Raw genomic sequence first — 16,004 nt, forward strand, 5'->3', positions numbered from 1 at the left:
ACATGGCGGTAGGCGTTTTCGATTCGGGTCTGGGCGGGCTGACCGTCTACAAGGCGATCCGCAACCGGCTGCCCGATCTGCCGCTTGTCTATTTCGGCGACAATGCCCATGCGCCCTACGGCGTGCGCACCGCCGACGACATCTATGAACTGACCTGCGCGGCGACCGAACGGCTCTGGGCCGAGGGCTGCGATCTGGTGATCCTCGCCTGCAACACCGCCTCTGCCGCCGCGCTGCGCCGGATGCAGGAAAAATTCGTCCCCCCGAACAAGCGCGTGCTGGGCGTCTTCGTGCCGCTGATCGAGGCGCTGACCGAACGGCAATGGGGCGACAACTCGCCCCCGCGCGAGGTCGCGGTGAAGCATGTGGCCCTGTTCGCCACGCCGGCCACCGTCGCCAGCCGCGCCTTCCAGCGCGAACTGGCCTTCCGCGCCATCGGCGTCGATGTCGAGGCACAGCCCTGCGGCGGCGTCGTCGATGCGATCGAGGATGGCGACGAGATCCTGGCCGAAGCGCTCGTCACCAGCCATGTCGAGGCCTTGAAGCGCCGGATGCCGCACCCGCAGGCCGCGATCCTCGGCTGCACGCATTACCCGTTCATGCAGGACGCTTTCCAACACGCCCTCGGCCCCGAAGTGACGCTGTTCAGCCAGGCCAGCCTGGTCGCCGAAAGCCTTGCCGACTATCTGGAGCGCCGCCCCGAATTCATCGGCAGCGGCACGGAATCGAAATGCCTGACCACCGGCAATCCCGCCCGGGTCTCGTCCAAGGCAACGCAGTTCCTGCGCCAGAAGATCCCCTTCGAATCCGCCTGAGGAATCGCCATGAAGTCGTTGAAAAAGAAACGTAGAATCCAGATCCTCATTGCCGCCGCCCTGGCCATCGGGCTGGCCGCGGTCCTGATCGGCTACGGGTTTCAGGACGGCATCAACCTGTATCGCGCACCGACCCAGGTGGTCGAGGAACCGCCCTCGGATGGCGAGGTCTTCCGCCTTGGCGGGCTGGTCGAGGACGGTACCCTGACCCGTGGCGCGGGCGAGACGATCAGCTTCAGCGTTACCGATGGCGACTATTCGATCCCGGTCAGCTTCACCGGCGTCTTGCCCGACCTGTTCGAGGAAGGTCAGGGCATGATCGGCACCGGCAAGATGCAGGGCGAGACCTTCGTCGCCACCGAGATCCTCGCCAAGCATGACGAGAATTACATGCCCAAGGAAGTCATCGACTCGCTGAAGGCAACCGGCGTCTACGAGGACCCGAACAGCTAGGGCAACGCCCGCCTTCTTAACCCGCGCTTAACGCATCAGGCGCAGCCTCGTCCCCGTTTCAAAGCAGAAGGGGGACGGGATGAAATCCGTGGATGAAATCGCCGCCGAGATCGTGGCGCGTGAAGGGGGGTATGTGAACGACCCTGACGACCCGGGCGGGGCGACGAATTACGGCGTCACCATCGGCACGATGCGGCGCCTCGGGCTGGACCTGAACGGCGACGGGCGCGTCGATACCGCAGATGTGAAGGCGCTAAGCCGGGCGCAGGCGGCGAACATCTTCAAGGAACATTACTTCCGCCGGCCCGGCATCGAACGCCTGCCAAGTATACTGCACGCCAGCGTCTTCGACATGTATGTCAATGCCGGCGCAAATGCGGTGAAGATCCTGCAACAGCTGGTCAGTGCGATGGGCTTTCCGGCCGCAGATGACGGTCTGATCGGCCCACGCACCATTGCCGCCGTCAGCGCCGCCGCGAAAGCTGCACCGCACCACATCGCCGATGCCTACGGGATCGCGCGGCGCAACTATTACTACGCCCTCGCCGATGCCCGCCCCGCCAGCCGCAAATACGCCGCCACTCGCGCCGGCGGCAAGGGCGGCTGGATCACCCGGGCCGAGGCGTTCATCGCCCCGAAATACCACCTGAGCGCCAGCCAGCACCGCGAAAGGACCGCCAGATGGGCATGATCGACCGCTTCCTCGGCATGGGTGCCGCCGCCGAGACGGTGTCCAACGCCGCCGCCAATGTGACTGAAATCTTCCGCGAGAACGCCACCCGGCGGATGGAACTGGATGAGGAGGCTTACCACCACGCCATCACCCAGCTTTCCGCCGAATTCGGCGCGAATCGTCGGGGGTGGTTCGACGATTTGATGAACGGCCTCAACCGCCTGCCCCGGCCCTTCCTGACGCTGGGGACGCTTGGCCTGTTTGTCTATGCGATGATCGAGCCCGCCGGATTTTCGCAACGCATGCTTGGGTTGCAGACCGTGCCCGAACCGCTCTGGTGGCTGTTGGGCGCCATCGTCTCGTTCTATTTCGGCGCGCGAGAGGCGCATTACTTCCGCGCCCGCAGCTTTCCGCAGAAGATCGAGAAATCGGTCCTGCCCGCACCCGGCGGCCCGGAACGGGGTTCCTCCGACATGGCGGCAGACGGACCAATCGGTTTGGGCGATAACGCCGCATTGCAGGATTGGGTCGCCAGCCGTCAGGCTTCCCTAACGTAAACGGAAGAGTTTGCCATGTAATCAATGCATAGCGGATATGCTGCATATGCAGCACGTTCATGCTTGATTACAGGGCAGCCTGCCCCTACATCAGTCCTCGAAGGCGCTGGTTGAGGCAACTCTCAGACCTTCACCTCCCTGTTGGACTTGGGCCGGGCTTCATGCCCGGCTTTTTTTTGCCCGCCGGCCACAGCGCTTTTGCGCCGGCAGGGATGAACGCCCCCTTTCCCTTCGCCGGCACTGCGCCTAAAAGGCAGCCCATCCAGCAATATCGGGGGACGGCCATGAACGAACCGGAGATCACCGAGGACCTGATCGCGGCGCACGGGCTGAAGCCCGACGAATATCAGCGCATCCTCGACATCATCGGGCGCGAGCCGAGCTTTACCGAGCTTGGCATCTTCTCGGCCATGTGGAACGAGCATTGCTCCTACAAGTCGTCGAAGAAATGGCTGCGCACCCTGCCGACCACCGGCCCGCAGGTGATCTGCGGCCCGGGCGAGAATGCAGGCGTGGTCGATATCGGCGACGGTCAGGCCGTGGTCTTCAAGATGGAGAGCCACAACCACCCGTCCTATATCGAGCCGCATCAGGGCGCCGCGACCGGCGTCGGCGGCATTCTGCGCGATGTCTTCACCATGGGCGCGCGCCCCATCGCGGCGATGGATTCGCTGAGCTTCGGACGCCCCCAGCACCCCAAGACCGCGCATCTGGTCAAGGGCGTGGTCGAAGGGATCGGCGCTTACGGCAATGCTTTCGGGGTGCCCAATATCGGCGGCGAGGTGCGCTTTCATCGCGCCTATGACGGCAATTGCCTGGTGAACGCCTTCGCCGCGGGCCTGGCCGATACGGACAAGATCTTCTATTCCGCCGCCTCGGGGATCGGGATGCCGGTGGTTTATCTGGGCGCCAAGACCGGGCGCGACGGGGTCGGCGGGGCGACGATGGCCTCGGCTGAATTCGACGACACCATCGAGGAAAAGCGCCCCACCGTTCAGGTCGGCGACCCCTTCACCGAGAAATGCCTGCTGGAAGCCTGTCTGGAACTGATGGCGACCGACAGCGTGATCTCCATTCAGGACATGGGCGCGGCCGGCCTGACCTGCTCGGCGGTCGAGATGGGCGACAAGGGCGGGCTGGGCATCCGGCTGAACCTCGACGCGGTGCCGCAGCGCGAAACCCATATGACCGCCTACGAGATGATGCTGTCGGAAAGCCAGGAACGGATGCTGATGGTCCTCAAGCCCGAACGCGAGGCCGAGGCGCGGGCGATCTTCGAGAAATGGGACCTCGATTTCGCCATTGTCGGCGAAACCATTGCCGAGGACCGCTTCCTGATCCTGCATGGCAATGAGGTGAAGGCCGATCTGCCGCTGTCGAAACTGTCGTCGAGCGCGCCGGAATACGACCGCCCCTGGGTGGAAACGCCTGCGGCGGGCGCCCTGCCCGATCTGCCCGCGATCACGCCGATCAAGGCGCTGCGGGCGCTGATCGGCAGCCCGAACCATGCGCATAAGGCCTGGGTCTGGGAACAGTATGACACCCAGGTGGGCGCCGATACCGTGCGCCGTCCGGGGCTTGGCGCCGGCGTCGTGCGCGTCCACGGCACCGGCAAGGCGCTGGCTTTCACCAGCGACGTGACCCCGCGCTATGTCAAGGCGAACCCCTATGAGGGCGGCAAGCAGGCGGTGGCCGAGGCTTATCGCAACCTGACCGCTTGTGGCGCTCTGCCGCTCGCGACCACCGACAACCTGAATTTCGGCAATCCCGAAAAGCCCGAGATCATGGGCCAGTTCGTCGGCGCGATCAAAGGCATCGGCGAGGCGGTGGCGGCGCTGGATATGCCCATCGTGTCGGGCAATGTCTCGCTCTATAACGAAACCGACGGTCAGGGCATCCTGCCGACGCCGACCATCGGCGCGGTCGGGCTGCTGACCGATCTGGATGAGATGATCGCCGGCCTGCCCGAGGATGGCGATATCGCGATCCTGATCGGCGAGACCAAGGGCCATCTCGGCCAGTCCGCCCTTGCCGCCGAAGCCTTCGGGATCGAGGCGGGCGACGCCCCGCCGGTCGATCTGGCGGCAGAGCGCAGGCATGGCGAATTCCTGCGCGCCAATCGCAAGCATCTGCGGGCGGCGACCGATCTGTCGGATGGCGGTCTGGCGCTTGCGGCTTTCGAGATGGCCGAGGGCGCGGGGATCGGTATACGCCTGCAATCCGATGACATCGCCCAGCTTTATGGCGAGGATCAGGCGCGCTATCTGGTCGCCTGCGACGCTGCCGGGGCCGAAGCCCTGCTGAAAGCCGCCGATGCCGCCGGCGTGCCGGCAGCCGAGGTCGGGCAGTTCGGCGGCATGGCCGTGGAAATGGGCGTGGATGCGGGCGATCTGGCGGAACTGTCGCGGCTTTATCGCAGCGCCTTTTCGGACGCGATCCATGGCGAGGAACCGCTGGGTTAAGTCCGGCCCGAACGACAGATGCGGTCGCCATCGTCTGGCGATGTCGTTCTTTCGTTTCAGCGGAATGACGCAGGCCCCACCAGTGGCGGGGCGTGCCAGGCAAAGCCGATATCCAGGCCCAGCTTGCAGCCATCGGCGATCACACCAGATGCGGCCTGACCATTACCACAATGGAACGCCGGGACCCTGGAAGCAGGATCCCGGCGCAGACTTTGTCGATATGGTTGACCTCAGCCTCTCTGGTGACAGCAACAGTGCACGATCACCAGAGAAACCTGTCCACGCACAAATCTCCTAGATCAGGAAATTGTCGTCGTGAAGCATGGCTGTGGTTACGCCAATGATGGTTATCATCGATCCAGTCTCTGTCGTGATCTCGGCGTTCCCCAAGAAATCGACGATATCGCCGTTGCCGATCAGGTCGCCCAACGTCTGACCCGTAAACCCGAATGCCGTCAGGTCAATCACGTCGCCACCTGCGCCAGCGTTGAAAGAGGAGACGTTGTCGGTTCCGTGACCCGAGGCAAATCTGAAGGTATCCTGTCCAGCCCCGCCAGTGAGGTTGTCGTTTCCGGCACCCCCCCAAAGCTCATCCGTCCCTGAACCTGCGGAGAGGTTGTCGTTACCGTCTCCGCCATAAAGAACGTCGTCACCAGAACCGCCACTAAGTACATCAATGCCGAGATAGCCGAACAGAGTGTCATTGCCGTCCTGGCCATAAAGGAAGTCATTCCCAGTGCCGCCACCCATCAGATCGTCGTGCATACCGCCTTCGAGCCAGTCAGAGTCGGTTCCGCCCCATACGGTGTCGTTGCCGTCATTACCATAAAGATCGTCGTCGCCGGCGCCGCCGCCCAAAAGATCGTTGCCGTCGCCACCCCAGAGGAAGTCATTACCCGCGCCGCCCCAAAGGCCGTCATCGCCAGCGTCGCCCCAAAGGCGGTCAATACCAGCGCCGCCGCCAAGAATGTCGTTGCCGTCGCCACCCCAGACGCGGTCGTTGCCGGTATCTCCGACACCAGCCCAAATCCGGTCATCGCCGGCATTGCCGTAGAGTTTATCCGCGCCGTCACCGCCAAAGATCGTATCGTTCCCGACAAGACCGCTGATCGTATCGGCGAATTCCGTGCCGATCAGTTCGTCGTTCCCATTGGTTCCAATAATATCAGCCATCTTTATCACCCTTTAATTTAACCATGTAACAAATGCAGGCTAACATATCTTAACAGGAAAGATAGTAGGAATTGAAATTTTCTTCCGGCGAAAGCGTCGGGAAAGATCAGAAATGCCTGCCTCGGTCCGATCAGACAACCTGTCGCCATTATGATCTTGATCCTCGCCTTTGGATCGGTCCGCCGTCACACCACCCATGCCGGCATGGCGAATAATCACCCTATCGGTGAAATCGGGCGGGTTTTTCCGATCCCCACGAATAGGCCGGTCCATTTGATATTTCGCCCATAACCGCCTCAATTGGTGCCAGATTTCAGAATGAGACATTCTCCAAATCGCCTGCGGATCGCGCACGCCCCGAGCGCCTGAAATAGATAAAATGAGACGTTCAGTATGGATTGTGCCGCGATATCGATCTAAACAGAACACGGTCCTGACAATAGCCGGACACGACCACCACCTGAGCCTGACCCGAAGCTCTATCGGACATGATAGGACCACCTCCATGAGCCTGAAGATACTTGCCGTCGATGGAAGCCGGACCATGCGCGACATGCTGCGGATCTCGCTGACCGGCGCCGGCATGATCGTGGCCACCGCCGAAGACGGGTTGCACGGGCTGGAACTGCTGGAAGAATTTCACCCCGACGCCATCATTTCAGAGGTCAGGATGCCGCGCCTGGACGGCTTCGGCTTCATCGAGGCCGTGCGTAGGATCGACCGGCTGCGCGCGGCCCCGATTCTCATGCTGACGACCGAAAGCGCCCCGGAATTGAAGGCCCGCGCCCGCAATGCCGGTGCGACCGGCTGGATCGTGAAACCATTCGACCCGCAGAAGCTGGTCATGGCGCTGCACGTCATTACCGAACAGGGGCACCCTTCCCTGACCGCATAGCCACCAGAAGGATCCCGCCAAGGCTGGCTGGAAAGGCAGATCGCCGCAACCTTCACACGGCAGGCACAGGCGCTTGACAAGGGTCGAAATGCCCTGAGCTTATCCGATTGCGCCCTGCTCTCTCCGCGCGGAACGATCCGGGATCACATCGACCGAGACGGCAAATCCGCTTTCAAGGCCTTGACGGGGTGAGAACAGGTATAGCTCTGCCCCCATGGCCGAGGCGATGCCCGCCGCGATGGTCAGCCCGAGGCCGGAACCCGGCGCCCGGCTGCCGGCGCGTTCGAAGCGGGTGGTCAGAAGGGCAAGGCGTTCTGGCGGAACCACAGGGCCGTCATTGGCGACGGTCAGGGTGCCGTCTGCCGAAAGCGTCACCTCGACCGGGCTGTCCTTGGCACCATGCGACAGCGCGTTCTCGATCAGGTTGCGGGCCAGAACCGCGAAAGCGTCAGGATCGAGGCGCGACATCACCGCGCGCTCGGGCAGCGACAGGGCGATCCGGCCCGGCGGCAGGTCCCGGCCGAGATCGTCGGCAAGGGCGGCCAGCACCGGGGTAAGGTCATGGGGCGCGCTCGCGATCACGCCGCCGCCCTCGGCCCGGGCCAGTTGCAGCAGTTTCTCGGCCAGCCGGGTCATGCGCTTGAGCTCGGCCTCGACCTTGCGGGCACGGTCGCGCAAGGGACCTTCGGGGGCCTCCTCGATCAGGCGTTGGGTATGGGCGAGGGTCGCGGCGATGGGCGTGCGCAGCTCATGCGCGGCATTCGAGGAAAAGCTGCGCTCGGCCTCCAGCGCCAGCTCGACGCGTTCCATCAGCCGGTTGGCGGCGTCGCGGATCGGGATCAGCTCGGCCTTCAGGTCCATTTCGGGCAAGGGGGTGAGGTTCTGGGCACCGCGTTGGCCGAGTTCCGCAGCCAGCGTTTCGACCGGGCGAAGGCCCCGTTGCAGGCTGCGATGGATGGCCAGCACGGCCAGGGGCAGCATCAGGAACAGCGGCAGCAGCATCAGCACCAGGCTGGAGATCAGCGCCTTGCGCCGGACCGAAAGCGGCTCGATCATCTGGATCGTATAGGCGCCGTCCGTCGTGCTGCGCGTATAGAGGCGATAGCCGCCCGCCGTCGACATGCCCTGCGGCGCATCGTCGTCGAAGCCATCCAGATCGGCATCATGCGAATAGACCAGCACATGACCGTCGCGGTCGCGCAGAAGATAGGTCAGGTATTCCTCATGCGGGGCGGGTTCCGGCAGGCGGCGGATCTCTCGCGGGCGGTCGTCGTGATCGTCGTCATGGTCGTCGTCATCGTCATCATGCCGGCGACTGCTGCGGCGGCGCGGGTCGGACTGGCTGCGGCGATAGCTGTCGGCCTCGTTCTCCATGATCGCGAGTGGCAGGATGCGCTCGGCGGTTTCCTGAAGCGCGCTGTCGAAAATATGGTCGGTGCGCGCCTTCAGCGCCCAGCCGGCCCCGGCAAGCGCCAGCATCCAGGCCAGCAGCAACCCGAGCGACAGCCGCCAGGTCAGTTCGCGGCGCAGGCTTGGCACCTTCATGGCTGGCCCAGCCTGTAGCCCATGCCGCGCACCGTCTCGATCACCGCCGCGCCGAGCTTCTTGCGCAGGCGGCTGACATAGACCTCGATGGTATTGCTCTCGACCTCGGCATTGAAGGAATAGAGCCGCTCTTCCAGCTGCGCCTTGGACAGGATCGCGCCCGGCCGTGCCAGAAGCGCATCGAAGATCGCCCATTCCCGGGCGGAGAGGTCGATCCGGCCCTGCGGCCCGGTGACGGCGCGGTCAGCCAGGTCGATGGACAGATCGCCAAGTTCGATCAGCGGATTGGGGTTGCCGGCATAGCGCCGGGCGACAGCGCCGATCCGGGCCGAAAGCTCGGCCAGGTCGAAGGGCTTGACGATATAGTCGTCGGCGCCGGCATTCAGCCCCTCGATCCGTTCGGTGATGCGGTCGCGGGCGGTCAGGATGATGACCGGCGTGACCGAGCCACGCGCGCGCAGGCCGCGCAGAAAGCCCAGCCCCGCGCCATCGGGCAGCATCAGGTCGAGAAGAATCAGGTCATAGGCGGTGGTGCGTTCGGCGTCGCCGGCCTCGGCCAGGGTCTGCACCCAGTCCGGCGAATGGCCATCCGCCGCAATCTGGTCGCGCACGGCCGAGCCGAGCCCCTGGTCATCCTCGATCAGCAAGATGCGCATTGTCACTCCGGTCTTTCGGTCTGCTTAGCATGATCGCAGGAAGCTGACAGCAGGCTGAACGTCGCGGTTGTCCCCGTTCAGACAGGCGTCAGGCAAGGCTGCGAAACCGGAGGCATCGAGACTGAAAAGACACAGGAGAAAACCATGTCGACCCCAACCCGACGCCTTGTCATGGCCGTTGTTCTTTCGGGCGTGGCCCTGCCCGCCCTTGCTGCGCTGAGCGACAGCGAAGCGCGCCTTGTCGCCGGAAAATCCGGCCTTGCCGAAGATGCGGCCCCGATCCAACTGGCCGATAATGACGACGACGACAATCGCTGGTGGCGCAAGGATGGCCGCCGGGGCGATCACGACCACCGTCGCGGGCGCCATCACGATCATGACGATGATCATGATGATGATCACGATGATGACGATGACGACGATCGTCGCAGCGCGCCGCGTCGCACCGGCCCTGCCCCGGCGCAGAACCCGCTGATCGGTGCCCCGCGCGCCACCACCAACTGACGGAGACCGCCATGAAACCGATGACAGCCCTGATGACGCTCGCCGCGCTTGGCACCCCGGCGCTTGCCCAGGCCCGAGAGGTCACGCTGACCACGCAGATGACCGATTATCGCGGCGAGGGTGCCTTTGTCGCCATCTATGTGACCGACGAACAGGGGGCCTATCAGGGCACGCTCTGGCTGGCGGCGCCGAAGGCGAAATGGTGGCCGCATCTGACCGACTGGTATCGCGCCACCGGCGGTGCCGTGCCCGATGGTGTGACCGGGGCCTCGGTCGGATCGGGGCGCACACTCAGCGTGACCGTCGATCTGGCCGATGCGCTTTTCGATGCCGGCTATCAGATCCGCGTCGACAGTTCGGTCGAGGATATGGGCGATGCCCCCGCCGATGTGGTGGTGCCGCTGACCTCGGCCGGGGCCGGCCAGCCGGTTGCCGGCAGCGGCTTCGTGCAGTCCTTGCGCTACGACATGTGACCTGACGGCTGCGGCGGTGCCTGCCGCCGCTGCAGCCCCAACCTTCGGACCATCCCCATGATACGTCGCTTCCATTCCCTGCCGGCGCTCGCGCTCGGCCTTTTCCTGACCCTGATCGCCGCCAGTGGCGCTTATCTGTCGGTGCAGCCGACCATCGAGCATGTGGCCGCGCCTTCAGCAGCCCAACTCAGCATCGGTGATGCCACCGAGGCCATCGCCATCGCCCAGCCCGGCCTGCAGGCGTTAAGCCGCAGCCCGAACGGCGTGTTGAGCGCGCAGGTCCGCGACGAGACCGGCATCCACCAGCTGACCGTCGATCCCGCAACCGGCGCGGCGCTGCCCGAGGTGGTCGAGGGGCCGGTGATGCGCTGGATCAAGGGCTTTCACCGGTCCTTGCAGCTTGGCGATGCCGGGCGCGCGGCGGTCGGGATCATGGCCGGGGTCATGGCGCTGATCGCCGGATCGGGGCTGTGGCTGCTGGCGCGCTCGCTTGGCGGCTGGAACCGGCTGGGCGGCGCGGTGCGGACCGGGGATGCGAAGGGCTGGCACGCCCGCATCGGCCGGGCGGCGGTGGTCGGGCTGGCACTGTCCTCGCTGACCGGGGTCTGGCTGTCGGCGGCAAGCTTCGGCTTCGTTCCCGATGACAGCAATCCGCCCTTGCCGATGGTGACGGCCAGTGCCGAAACCGTCCTGCCGCTGGACGAGATGGCGGGTCTTGCTGCGCCGCTGGAGACCCTCCGTGAATTGCGCCTGCCGGCACGGGCGGGCGACGTGATCCTGCTGGAAAGCGACAGTGCCAGCGCCCAGATCGACCCGGCCAGCGGGCAGGTCCTGGCCGAGGCAGCGCATGGGCTTGGCGCGCGGATCTGGGAATGGGCCTATCGGCTGCATACCGGGCACGGGCTGTGGCTGGTCGGCCTCGCGCTCGGGCTGGTGGCGGCGATGGTGCCGGTTCTGGCCGGGACCGGCACCACGATCTGGCTGTCGCGGCGCCTGCGCAGCCGTCGCATTCCCGGCAATATCCCCATGGATCAGGCCGATCTGGTGATCCTGACCGGCAGCGAGGGCGGCTCGACCCGTGGCTTTGCCGCCAGCCTTCACAAGGCCCTGACCGAGGCCGGGCGTCGCGTCCATCTGGGCGAGATGAACGATCTCGGCGCGATGCCCCGGGCCGAGGCGCTGATCCTGATGACGGCGACCTATGGCGACGGCACCGCGCCGGCCTCGGCCAACGGCTTTCTGGACCGGCTGGGTCATGCGGCCCCGCTGCCGGTCGCGGTGCTGGGCTTCGGCGACCGCGCCTTTCCGGCCTTCTGCGGCTATGCCGAAACGGTGCTGGCCGATCTGACCCGCCATGGCTGGCCCCGGCTGATGCCGATGGGCCGCATCGACCGCCAATCCCCGGCCGAGTTCAACGCCTGGGGCCGCGATCTTGGCCGCAGCCTCGGGCTGGAAATCTCGCCCGAACATCGCCCGACCTTGCCGCGCCTCAGCCCGCTTTCGCTGATCTCGCGCCGCGATTACGGCGAGGCGGTGCAGGCGCCCTCGGCCATCCTGCGCTTCGGCATCCGGCCCTGGTGGCTGGGCGGGCCGCGCTTCAAGGCCGGCGATCTGCTGGGCGTCATGGCACCCGGCGCCACCGCGCCGCGCTTCTATTCGCTGGCGTCTTCGTCACGCGACGGCTTCGCCGAGATCTGCGTGCGCAAGGTGCCGGGGGGGATCTGCTCGACCTATCTCTACGGGCTGGGGTCGGAAGACAGCATCCGCGCCTTCATCCGCCCCAACCCGGCCTTCCGCGCCGGCGAGGAGCCGTTGGTGATGGTCGCCTCGGGTTGCGGCGTGGGGCCGATGGCGGGGCTGTTGCGCAGCGCCGCACCGGGGGCCGAGCGCAGCCTCTATTTCGGGCTGCGCCACCCGGAATCGGATTTCCTCTATCGCGAGGAACTGGCGAACTGGCATGGCGATGGCCGGCTGACCCGGCTCAACACCGCCTATAGCCGTCGCGACCGCCGCCATGTCCAGCACAGCCTGCGCGAGGATGCCGCAAGGCTGAGCCGGCAGATCCTGGCCGGCGCCCGGGTGCTGGTCTGCGGCAGCGTCACCATGGGGCGCGCCGTCGCGGCGGAACTGGATGCGATCCTGGCGCCCGCAGGCCTCAGCGTCGCGACCCTGAAGCAGGAGGGGCGATATGTCGAAGATATCTACTGATCCCGTCACCCTCTCCGGTCCCGCCATGGGCAGCCGCTGGACGGCGCGGCTGGCCGATCCGGTGCCGGGCCTTGCCCCGGCGCTCGCGGCGGCGGTGGAACGGATCGAGGCGCAGGCGAGTCTCTGGCGCCGCGAAAGCGATCTGAACCGGCTGAACGCCGCGCCTTGCGGCGAATGGGTCGCGCTGCCGCCCGAATTGCTGGATCTGCTGGCCCTGTCGCTGGATCTGGGTGCCGAGACCGAGGGGCTTTTCGACATCGCCATGGGCGGGCTGACCGCCGCCTGGGGCTTTGGCGCGGCGCAGGGCCAGACCCGGCCCGAGGCGATGATCGGCCAGCCCCGGGCCGCGCAGGCGACGGCAGAGGCGCTGGAACTCGACCCCGCCGCCGGCCGGGCGCGCAAACACGCCGCCCTGAGCCTGACCCTCGACGGCATTGCCAAGGGCCATGCCGTCGATGCCATGGCCGAGACCGCCCGGGCGATGGACGTTGGTAACGCGCTTTTCGGTCTCGACGGGGAACTTCGCGCCCTCGGCCAGCGTCCCGACGGTCGCCCCTGGGGGATCGCGGTCGAAACGCCCGACCCCACCCGCCGCGCCGCCAATGCCCTGATCGAGATCGGCGATACGGCGCTGGCAAGCTCTGGCGATTACCGGCATTTCGTGATGCTCGGCGATGCCCGGATCGGCCATACCATGAACCCACGCACCGGCCTGCCGGCGCAGGGCGTGCCGGCGGTGACGGTGCTGGCCGAAACCTGCGCCCGCGCCGACGCCTGGGCCACGGCGCTGATGATCCTGCCGCCGGAGGCCGGCCGGGCCATGGCCACGCGGCACGGGATTGCCGCAAACTGGCTGCCCATGCCGGAAGTCGCAGCCTCGTCAATGGATAACGGGATGCGGCAGTAGAGGCTTCTTGGCCTGACCGACAGGAAAACGCGCATCGGAAAGAGCGGTCCCCTGAAGCTCGGATCGTTTGCCAGCTAGGGCACGCCATCCGCCTGGCGCAGGATCTGCAGCCGTGCGAATTGCGCCCGTTCCATGTGCCGGCGCATGGCGGCCTCGGCTGCGGCGCCGTCACGGATCAACAGCGCGTCAAGCACCTCTCCATGTTCGGCCACCGCCGCAACCGCGCGCTCTGGCAGGTGCATGCTTGAGGCGCCCAGAATCAGCAGCGTATTCTCAACCGTCGCCATGGCCCGCAGAAGGAAACGGTTCCGCGACGCCTCCAGCAGGCGGCGGTGAAACTGCCGGTTCAGGCGCACGAGCCGTTCTGGCTGGCCATCGGCGGCCCGCATCTCGGCGTTGATCGCCTGCAATTCCTCAAGCTCGACCGGAGAGGCCGCCCGTGCCGCCAGCCGCGCCGCCGTGCCTTCCAGCACGGTGCGCATCTCGTATAACTCCATCGTCTCGGAATAGTCGAGCCGGCGGACAGTGGCCCCGCTGCGCGGCAGATGATCGACCAACCCCTCGGCCTCAAGCCGGCGGATCGCTTCCCGGACCGGGGTCCGGCTGACCGAGAGGCGCTCGGCGATCTCGGCCTCGCGCAGCCGGCTGCCGGGGGCCAGAACGCCCGCGCGAATATCATCGCAGAGCCGTTCATAGACGCTTTCGCCCTGCAGCCCGCGCGCGCCGGTCTCGGATCTGGGGTCGGGAAAATTAACGGTTTCCATCATGGATACATTAGTATACTTCGGGATACAAACCCGTCAAGACTTTTGCCGGACGCGAACATGACCCGAACCAGACATCTGCGCCGCCTTGGCACGCTGCTTCTCGCCGTTTTCGGAACGGCGGTCTTCTCGGCCCTGCACATGCCGCTGCCCTTCCTGTTCGGGCCGATGTTCGCCTGCCTGATCGCGGCCCTGATGGGGGCGCCGCTTCTGGGTGCGAAGCCGATCTCGGACGCCGCGCGGACGATCCTCGGCGTGGCGGTCGGCGCGTCGATCACCCCGGCGGTGATCCACCAGATCCCGCAGATGGCCGGATCGGTCGCCTTCGTGCCGCTTTACATCGCCGCGATCGGGCTGGTCGGTGTGCCCTATTTCCACAAGATCTGCGGCTTCGACCTGCCGACCTCGTATTTCGCCGCCATGCCGGGCGGGCTACAGGACATGGTGCTGTTCGGCAAGGAAGCCGGCGGAGATGTGCGCGCGCTGTCGCTGATCCATGCGACGCGGGTGCTGGTCATCGTCACCATCGTTCCGGCGATTCTGGTCTATGCCATGGACCGCCCTTTGGTGCAGCCGGTCGGCGCCCCGGCCATCGACCTGCCGCTGACCGAGTTGCTGCTGATGGCGGCGGCGGCCATTCTCGGCTGGAAAGTCGCGGAACGGATCGGGCTTTTCGGGGCTGCGATTCTTGGCCCGATGATCGTGACCGCCGCCCTCTCGCTCAGCGGCATGATCGAGCACCGCCCCCCGCGCGAGGCGATTCTGGGCGCGCAGTTCTTCATCGGCATGGGCATCGGGGTCGGCTATGTCGGCGTCACCCTGCTGGAATTGCGGCGCATCGTGCTGTCGGGGATGATTTTCGTGCTGATCCTCGCCGTGCTGGCCTTCGCGGTGACCGAAGCGGTGGTGCAGCTTGGCCTTGCCACACCGATCGAGGGATTTTTGTCCTTCGCCCCCGGCGGCCAGGCCGAGATGACGGTTCTGGCCATCGTCGCCGGTGCCGATCTGGGTTTCATCGTCGTGCATCATCTGGTGCGGCTGACGCTGGTGATCCTGGGCGCGCCGCTCATGGCCGGTGTGCTGGGATTGCGCAGCAAGCCAGACCGCACGAATTGAGCGCCCCGACGCGAAAGAGCCCCCGATGATCGACCTCGCCGCCAGCTTCATGCCCGAGGGGATGAGCGCAGTGACCTTCGCGGCGCTGCTCGGGACCAGTTTCGCGGGCTCGCTGATCACCGTCGCCTTCGGCATCGGCGGCGGAGCGATGCTGCTGGCGGTCATGGCCACGCTGGTGCCGCCGGCGGCGCTGATCCCGACCCATGGGGTGATCCAGATCGGCTCCAACCTCGGGCGGGCACTGGTGACCTTCCGGCATATCTTCTGGCCCGCCCTGCCCGCCTTCGCGGCGGGATCCATCGCCGGGGCCGCGCTTGGCGGATCGCTGGTGATCAACCTGCCGCCGGCCTGGGTACAGATCGGCGTCGGCGGTTTCGTCATCTGGACGGTGCTGGGCCGCCCACCCCGGGGCGTGCGCGACTGGCCTTTCACAGTCGGCGCGATTTCCAGCTTCCTGACCATGTTCTTCGGTGCAACCGGCATGTTCGTGGCCACCTTCACCAAGTCGCAGGCCCTGCTGCGCCACGGCCATGTCGCCACCCATGCGGCGCTGATGACGGTCCAGCACGGTGTCAAGTCGCTGACCTTCTCGGTCCTCGGCTTTGCCTTCGCGGCCTGGGCGGGCTTTCTGGTCGCCATGATCGCGGCGGGTTTCCTCGGCACGCTTGTCGGTCGGCTGGTCCTGAACCGCATGGACGACCGCCGCTTCCGGCTGGCGCTGGATACGATCCTGATCCTGCTGTCGCTCCGGCTGATCTATGGCGGCGTCAGCGAGTTGATGCGCAGCACATAGATCGCCTTGG

The 16,004-nt window shown here is 65.9% G+C and carries 17 protein-coding genes; 12 read left to right on the plus strand and 5 right to left on the minus strand.

The annotated features are described in order from the left end of the window. Positions 1-2 precede the first annotated feature (2 nt). From murI to purL, 5 genes are all read left to right on the plus strand, one after another. Positions 3-815, plus strand: a complete 813-nt coding sequence (murI, locus tag Q0330_RS13245; RefSeq protein WP_299480090.1) for a glutamate racemase — start codon at positions 3-5, stop codon at positions 813-815. A 9-nt stretch (positions 816-824) separates the two neighbouring features. Then, entirely contained in the window at positions 825-1,268 is a 444-nt protein-coding gene (ccmE, locus tag Q0330_RS13250; RefSeq protein WP_299480093.1) for a cytochrome c maturation protein CcmE, read from the plus strand. Between the two features lie 79 nt (positions 1,269-1,347). Next, the gene (locus Q0330_RS13255; protein WP_299480096.1) at positions 1,348-1,959 is read left to right on the plus strand and encodes a holin-associated N-acetylmuramidase; all 612 of its coding nucleotides are present in this window, start codon (positions 1,348-1,350) and stop codon (positions 1,957-1,959) included. Next, the gene (locus tag Q0330_RS13260) at positions 1,950-2,498 is read left to right on the plus strand and encodes a holin family protein (protein ID WP_299480099.1); all 549 of its coding nucleotides are present in this window, start codon (positions 1,950-1,952) and stop codon (positions 2,496-2,498) included. Before Q0330_RS13255 ends, Q0330_RS13260 begins: the two co-directional genes overlap by 10 nt. A 284-nt stretch (positions 2,499-2,782) precedes the next feature. Then, positions 2,783-4,960, plus strand: a complete 2,178-nt coding sequence (purL, locus tag Q0330_RS13265) for a phosphoribosylformylglycinamidine synthase subunit PurL (protein WP_299480102.1) — start codon at positions 2,783-2,785, stop codon at positions 4,958-4,960. 294 nt (positions 4,961-5,254) lie between these two features. On the opposite strand, the gene Q0330_RS13270 is transcribed toward purL, so the two are convergent. Beyond that, positions 5,255-6,133, minus strand: a complete 879-nt coding sequence (locus Q0330_RS13270) for a calcium-binding protein (RefSeq protein WP_299480105.1) — start codon at positions 6,131-6,133, stop codon at positions 5,255-5,257. A 39-nt stretch (positions 6,134-6,172) separates the two neighbouring features. Then, positions 6,173-6,487, minus strand: a complete 315-nt coding sequence (locus Q0330_RS13275; protein ID WP_299480108.1) for a hypothetical protein — start codon at positions 6,485-6,487, stop codon at positions 6,173-6,175. Between the two features lie 151 nt (positions 6,488-6,638). Between Q0330_RS13275 and Q0330_RS13280 the strand changes: the two genes are divergently transcribed. Then, positions 6,639-7,028, plus strand: a complete 390-nt coding sequence (locus Q0330_RS13280) for a response regulator (protein ID WP_299480111.1) — start codon at positions 6,639-6,641, stop codon at positions 7,026-7,028. A gap of 99 nt (positions 7,029-7,127) precedes the next feature. Here Q0330_RS13280 and Q0330_RS13285 read toward each other — a convergent pair whose 3' ends face one another. Further along, the gene (locus Q0330_RS13285) at positions 7,128-8,573 is read right to left on the minus strand and encodes an ATP-binding protein (RefSeq protein WP_299480114.1); all 1,446 of its coding nucleotides are present in this window, start codon (positions 8,571-8,573) and stop codon (positions 7,128-7,130) included. Next, positions 8,570-9,229 (minus strand): response regulator transcription factor, encoded by a 660-nt coding sequence (locus tag Q0330_RS13290; RefSeq protein ID WP_299480443.1) that lies wholly within the window; start codon positions 9,227-9,229, stop codon positions 8,570-8,572. The genes Q0330_RS13285 and Q0330_RS13290 overlap by 4 nt, the downstream gene beginning before the upstream one ends. A 144-nt stretch (positions 9,230-9,373) precedes the next feature. On the opposite strand from Q0330_RS13290, the gene Q0330_RS13295 reads away from it, so the two are divergent. From Q0330_RS13295 to Q0330_RS13310, 4 genes are read left to right on the plus strand one after another with little or no spacing between them, the layout of a single operon-like run. Then, on the plus strand, positions 9,374-9,733 hold the full coding sequence (locus Q0330_RS13295; protein ID WP_299480117.1) for a hypothetical protein: 360 nt from the start codon (positions 9,374-9,376) through the stop codon (positions 9,731-9,733). 11 nt (positions 9,734-9,744) lie between these two features. After that, positions 9,745-10,206: a DUF2271 domain-containing protein gene (locus Q0330_RS13300; RefSeq protein WP_299480120.1), complete on the plus strand. Its 462-nt coding sequence runs from the start codon at positions 9,745-9,747 to the stop codon at positions 10,204-10,206. Between the two features lie 57 nt (positions 10,207-10,263). Beyond that, a complete protein-coding gene (locus tag Q0330_RS13305; RefSeq protein ID WP_299480123.1) occupies positions 10,264-12,414 on the plus strand; it encodes a PepSY domain-containing protein in 2,151 nt (716 codons plus the stop codon). Beyond that, entirely contained in the window at positions 12,395-13,321 is a 927-nt protein-coding gene (locus Q0330_RS13310; RefSeq protein ID WP_299480126.1) for an FAD:protein FMN transferase, read from the plus strand. The genes Q0330_RS13305 and Q0330_RS13310 overlap by 20 nt, the downstream gene beginning before the upstream one ends. Before the next feature lie 74 nt (positions 13,322-13,395). On the opposite strand, the gene Q0330_RS13315 is transcribed toward Q0330_RS13310, so the two are convergent. After that, complete coding sequence (locus Q0330_RS13315) at positions 13,396-14,088, minus strand: GntR family transcriptional regulator (protein WP_299480129.1); 693 nt, start codon at positions 14,086-14,088, stop codon at positions 13,396-13,398. Positions 14,089-14,145: 57 nt separating this feature from the next. Here Q0330_RS13315 and Q0330_RS13320 point away from each other — a divergent pair, with 57 nt between their 5' ends. Continuing rightward, positions 14,146-15,201, plus strand: a complete 1,056-nt coding sequence (locus Q0330_RS13320) for an AbrB family transcriptional regulator (protein WP_299480132.1) — start codon at positions 14,146-14,148, stop codon at positions 15,199-15,201. 25 nt (positions 15,202-15,226) lie between these two features. Continuing rightward, a complete protein-coding gene (locus Q0330_RS13325; protein WP_299480135.1) occupies positions 15,227-15,994 on the plus strand; it encodes a sulfite exporter TauE/SafE family protein in 768 nt (255 codons plus the stop codon). Positions 15,995-16,004: the final 10 nt, after the last annotated feature.

The sequence above is a fragment of the uncultured Paracoccus sp. genome (genome assembly GCF_937873615.1).
Classification (GTDB): domain Bacteria; phylum Pseudomonadota; class Alphaproteobacteria; order Rhodobacterales; family Rhodobacteraceae; genus Paracoccus.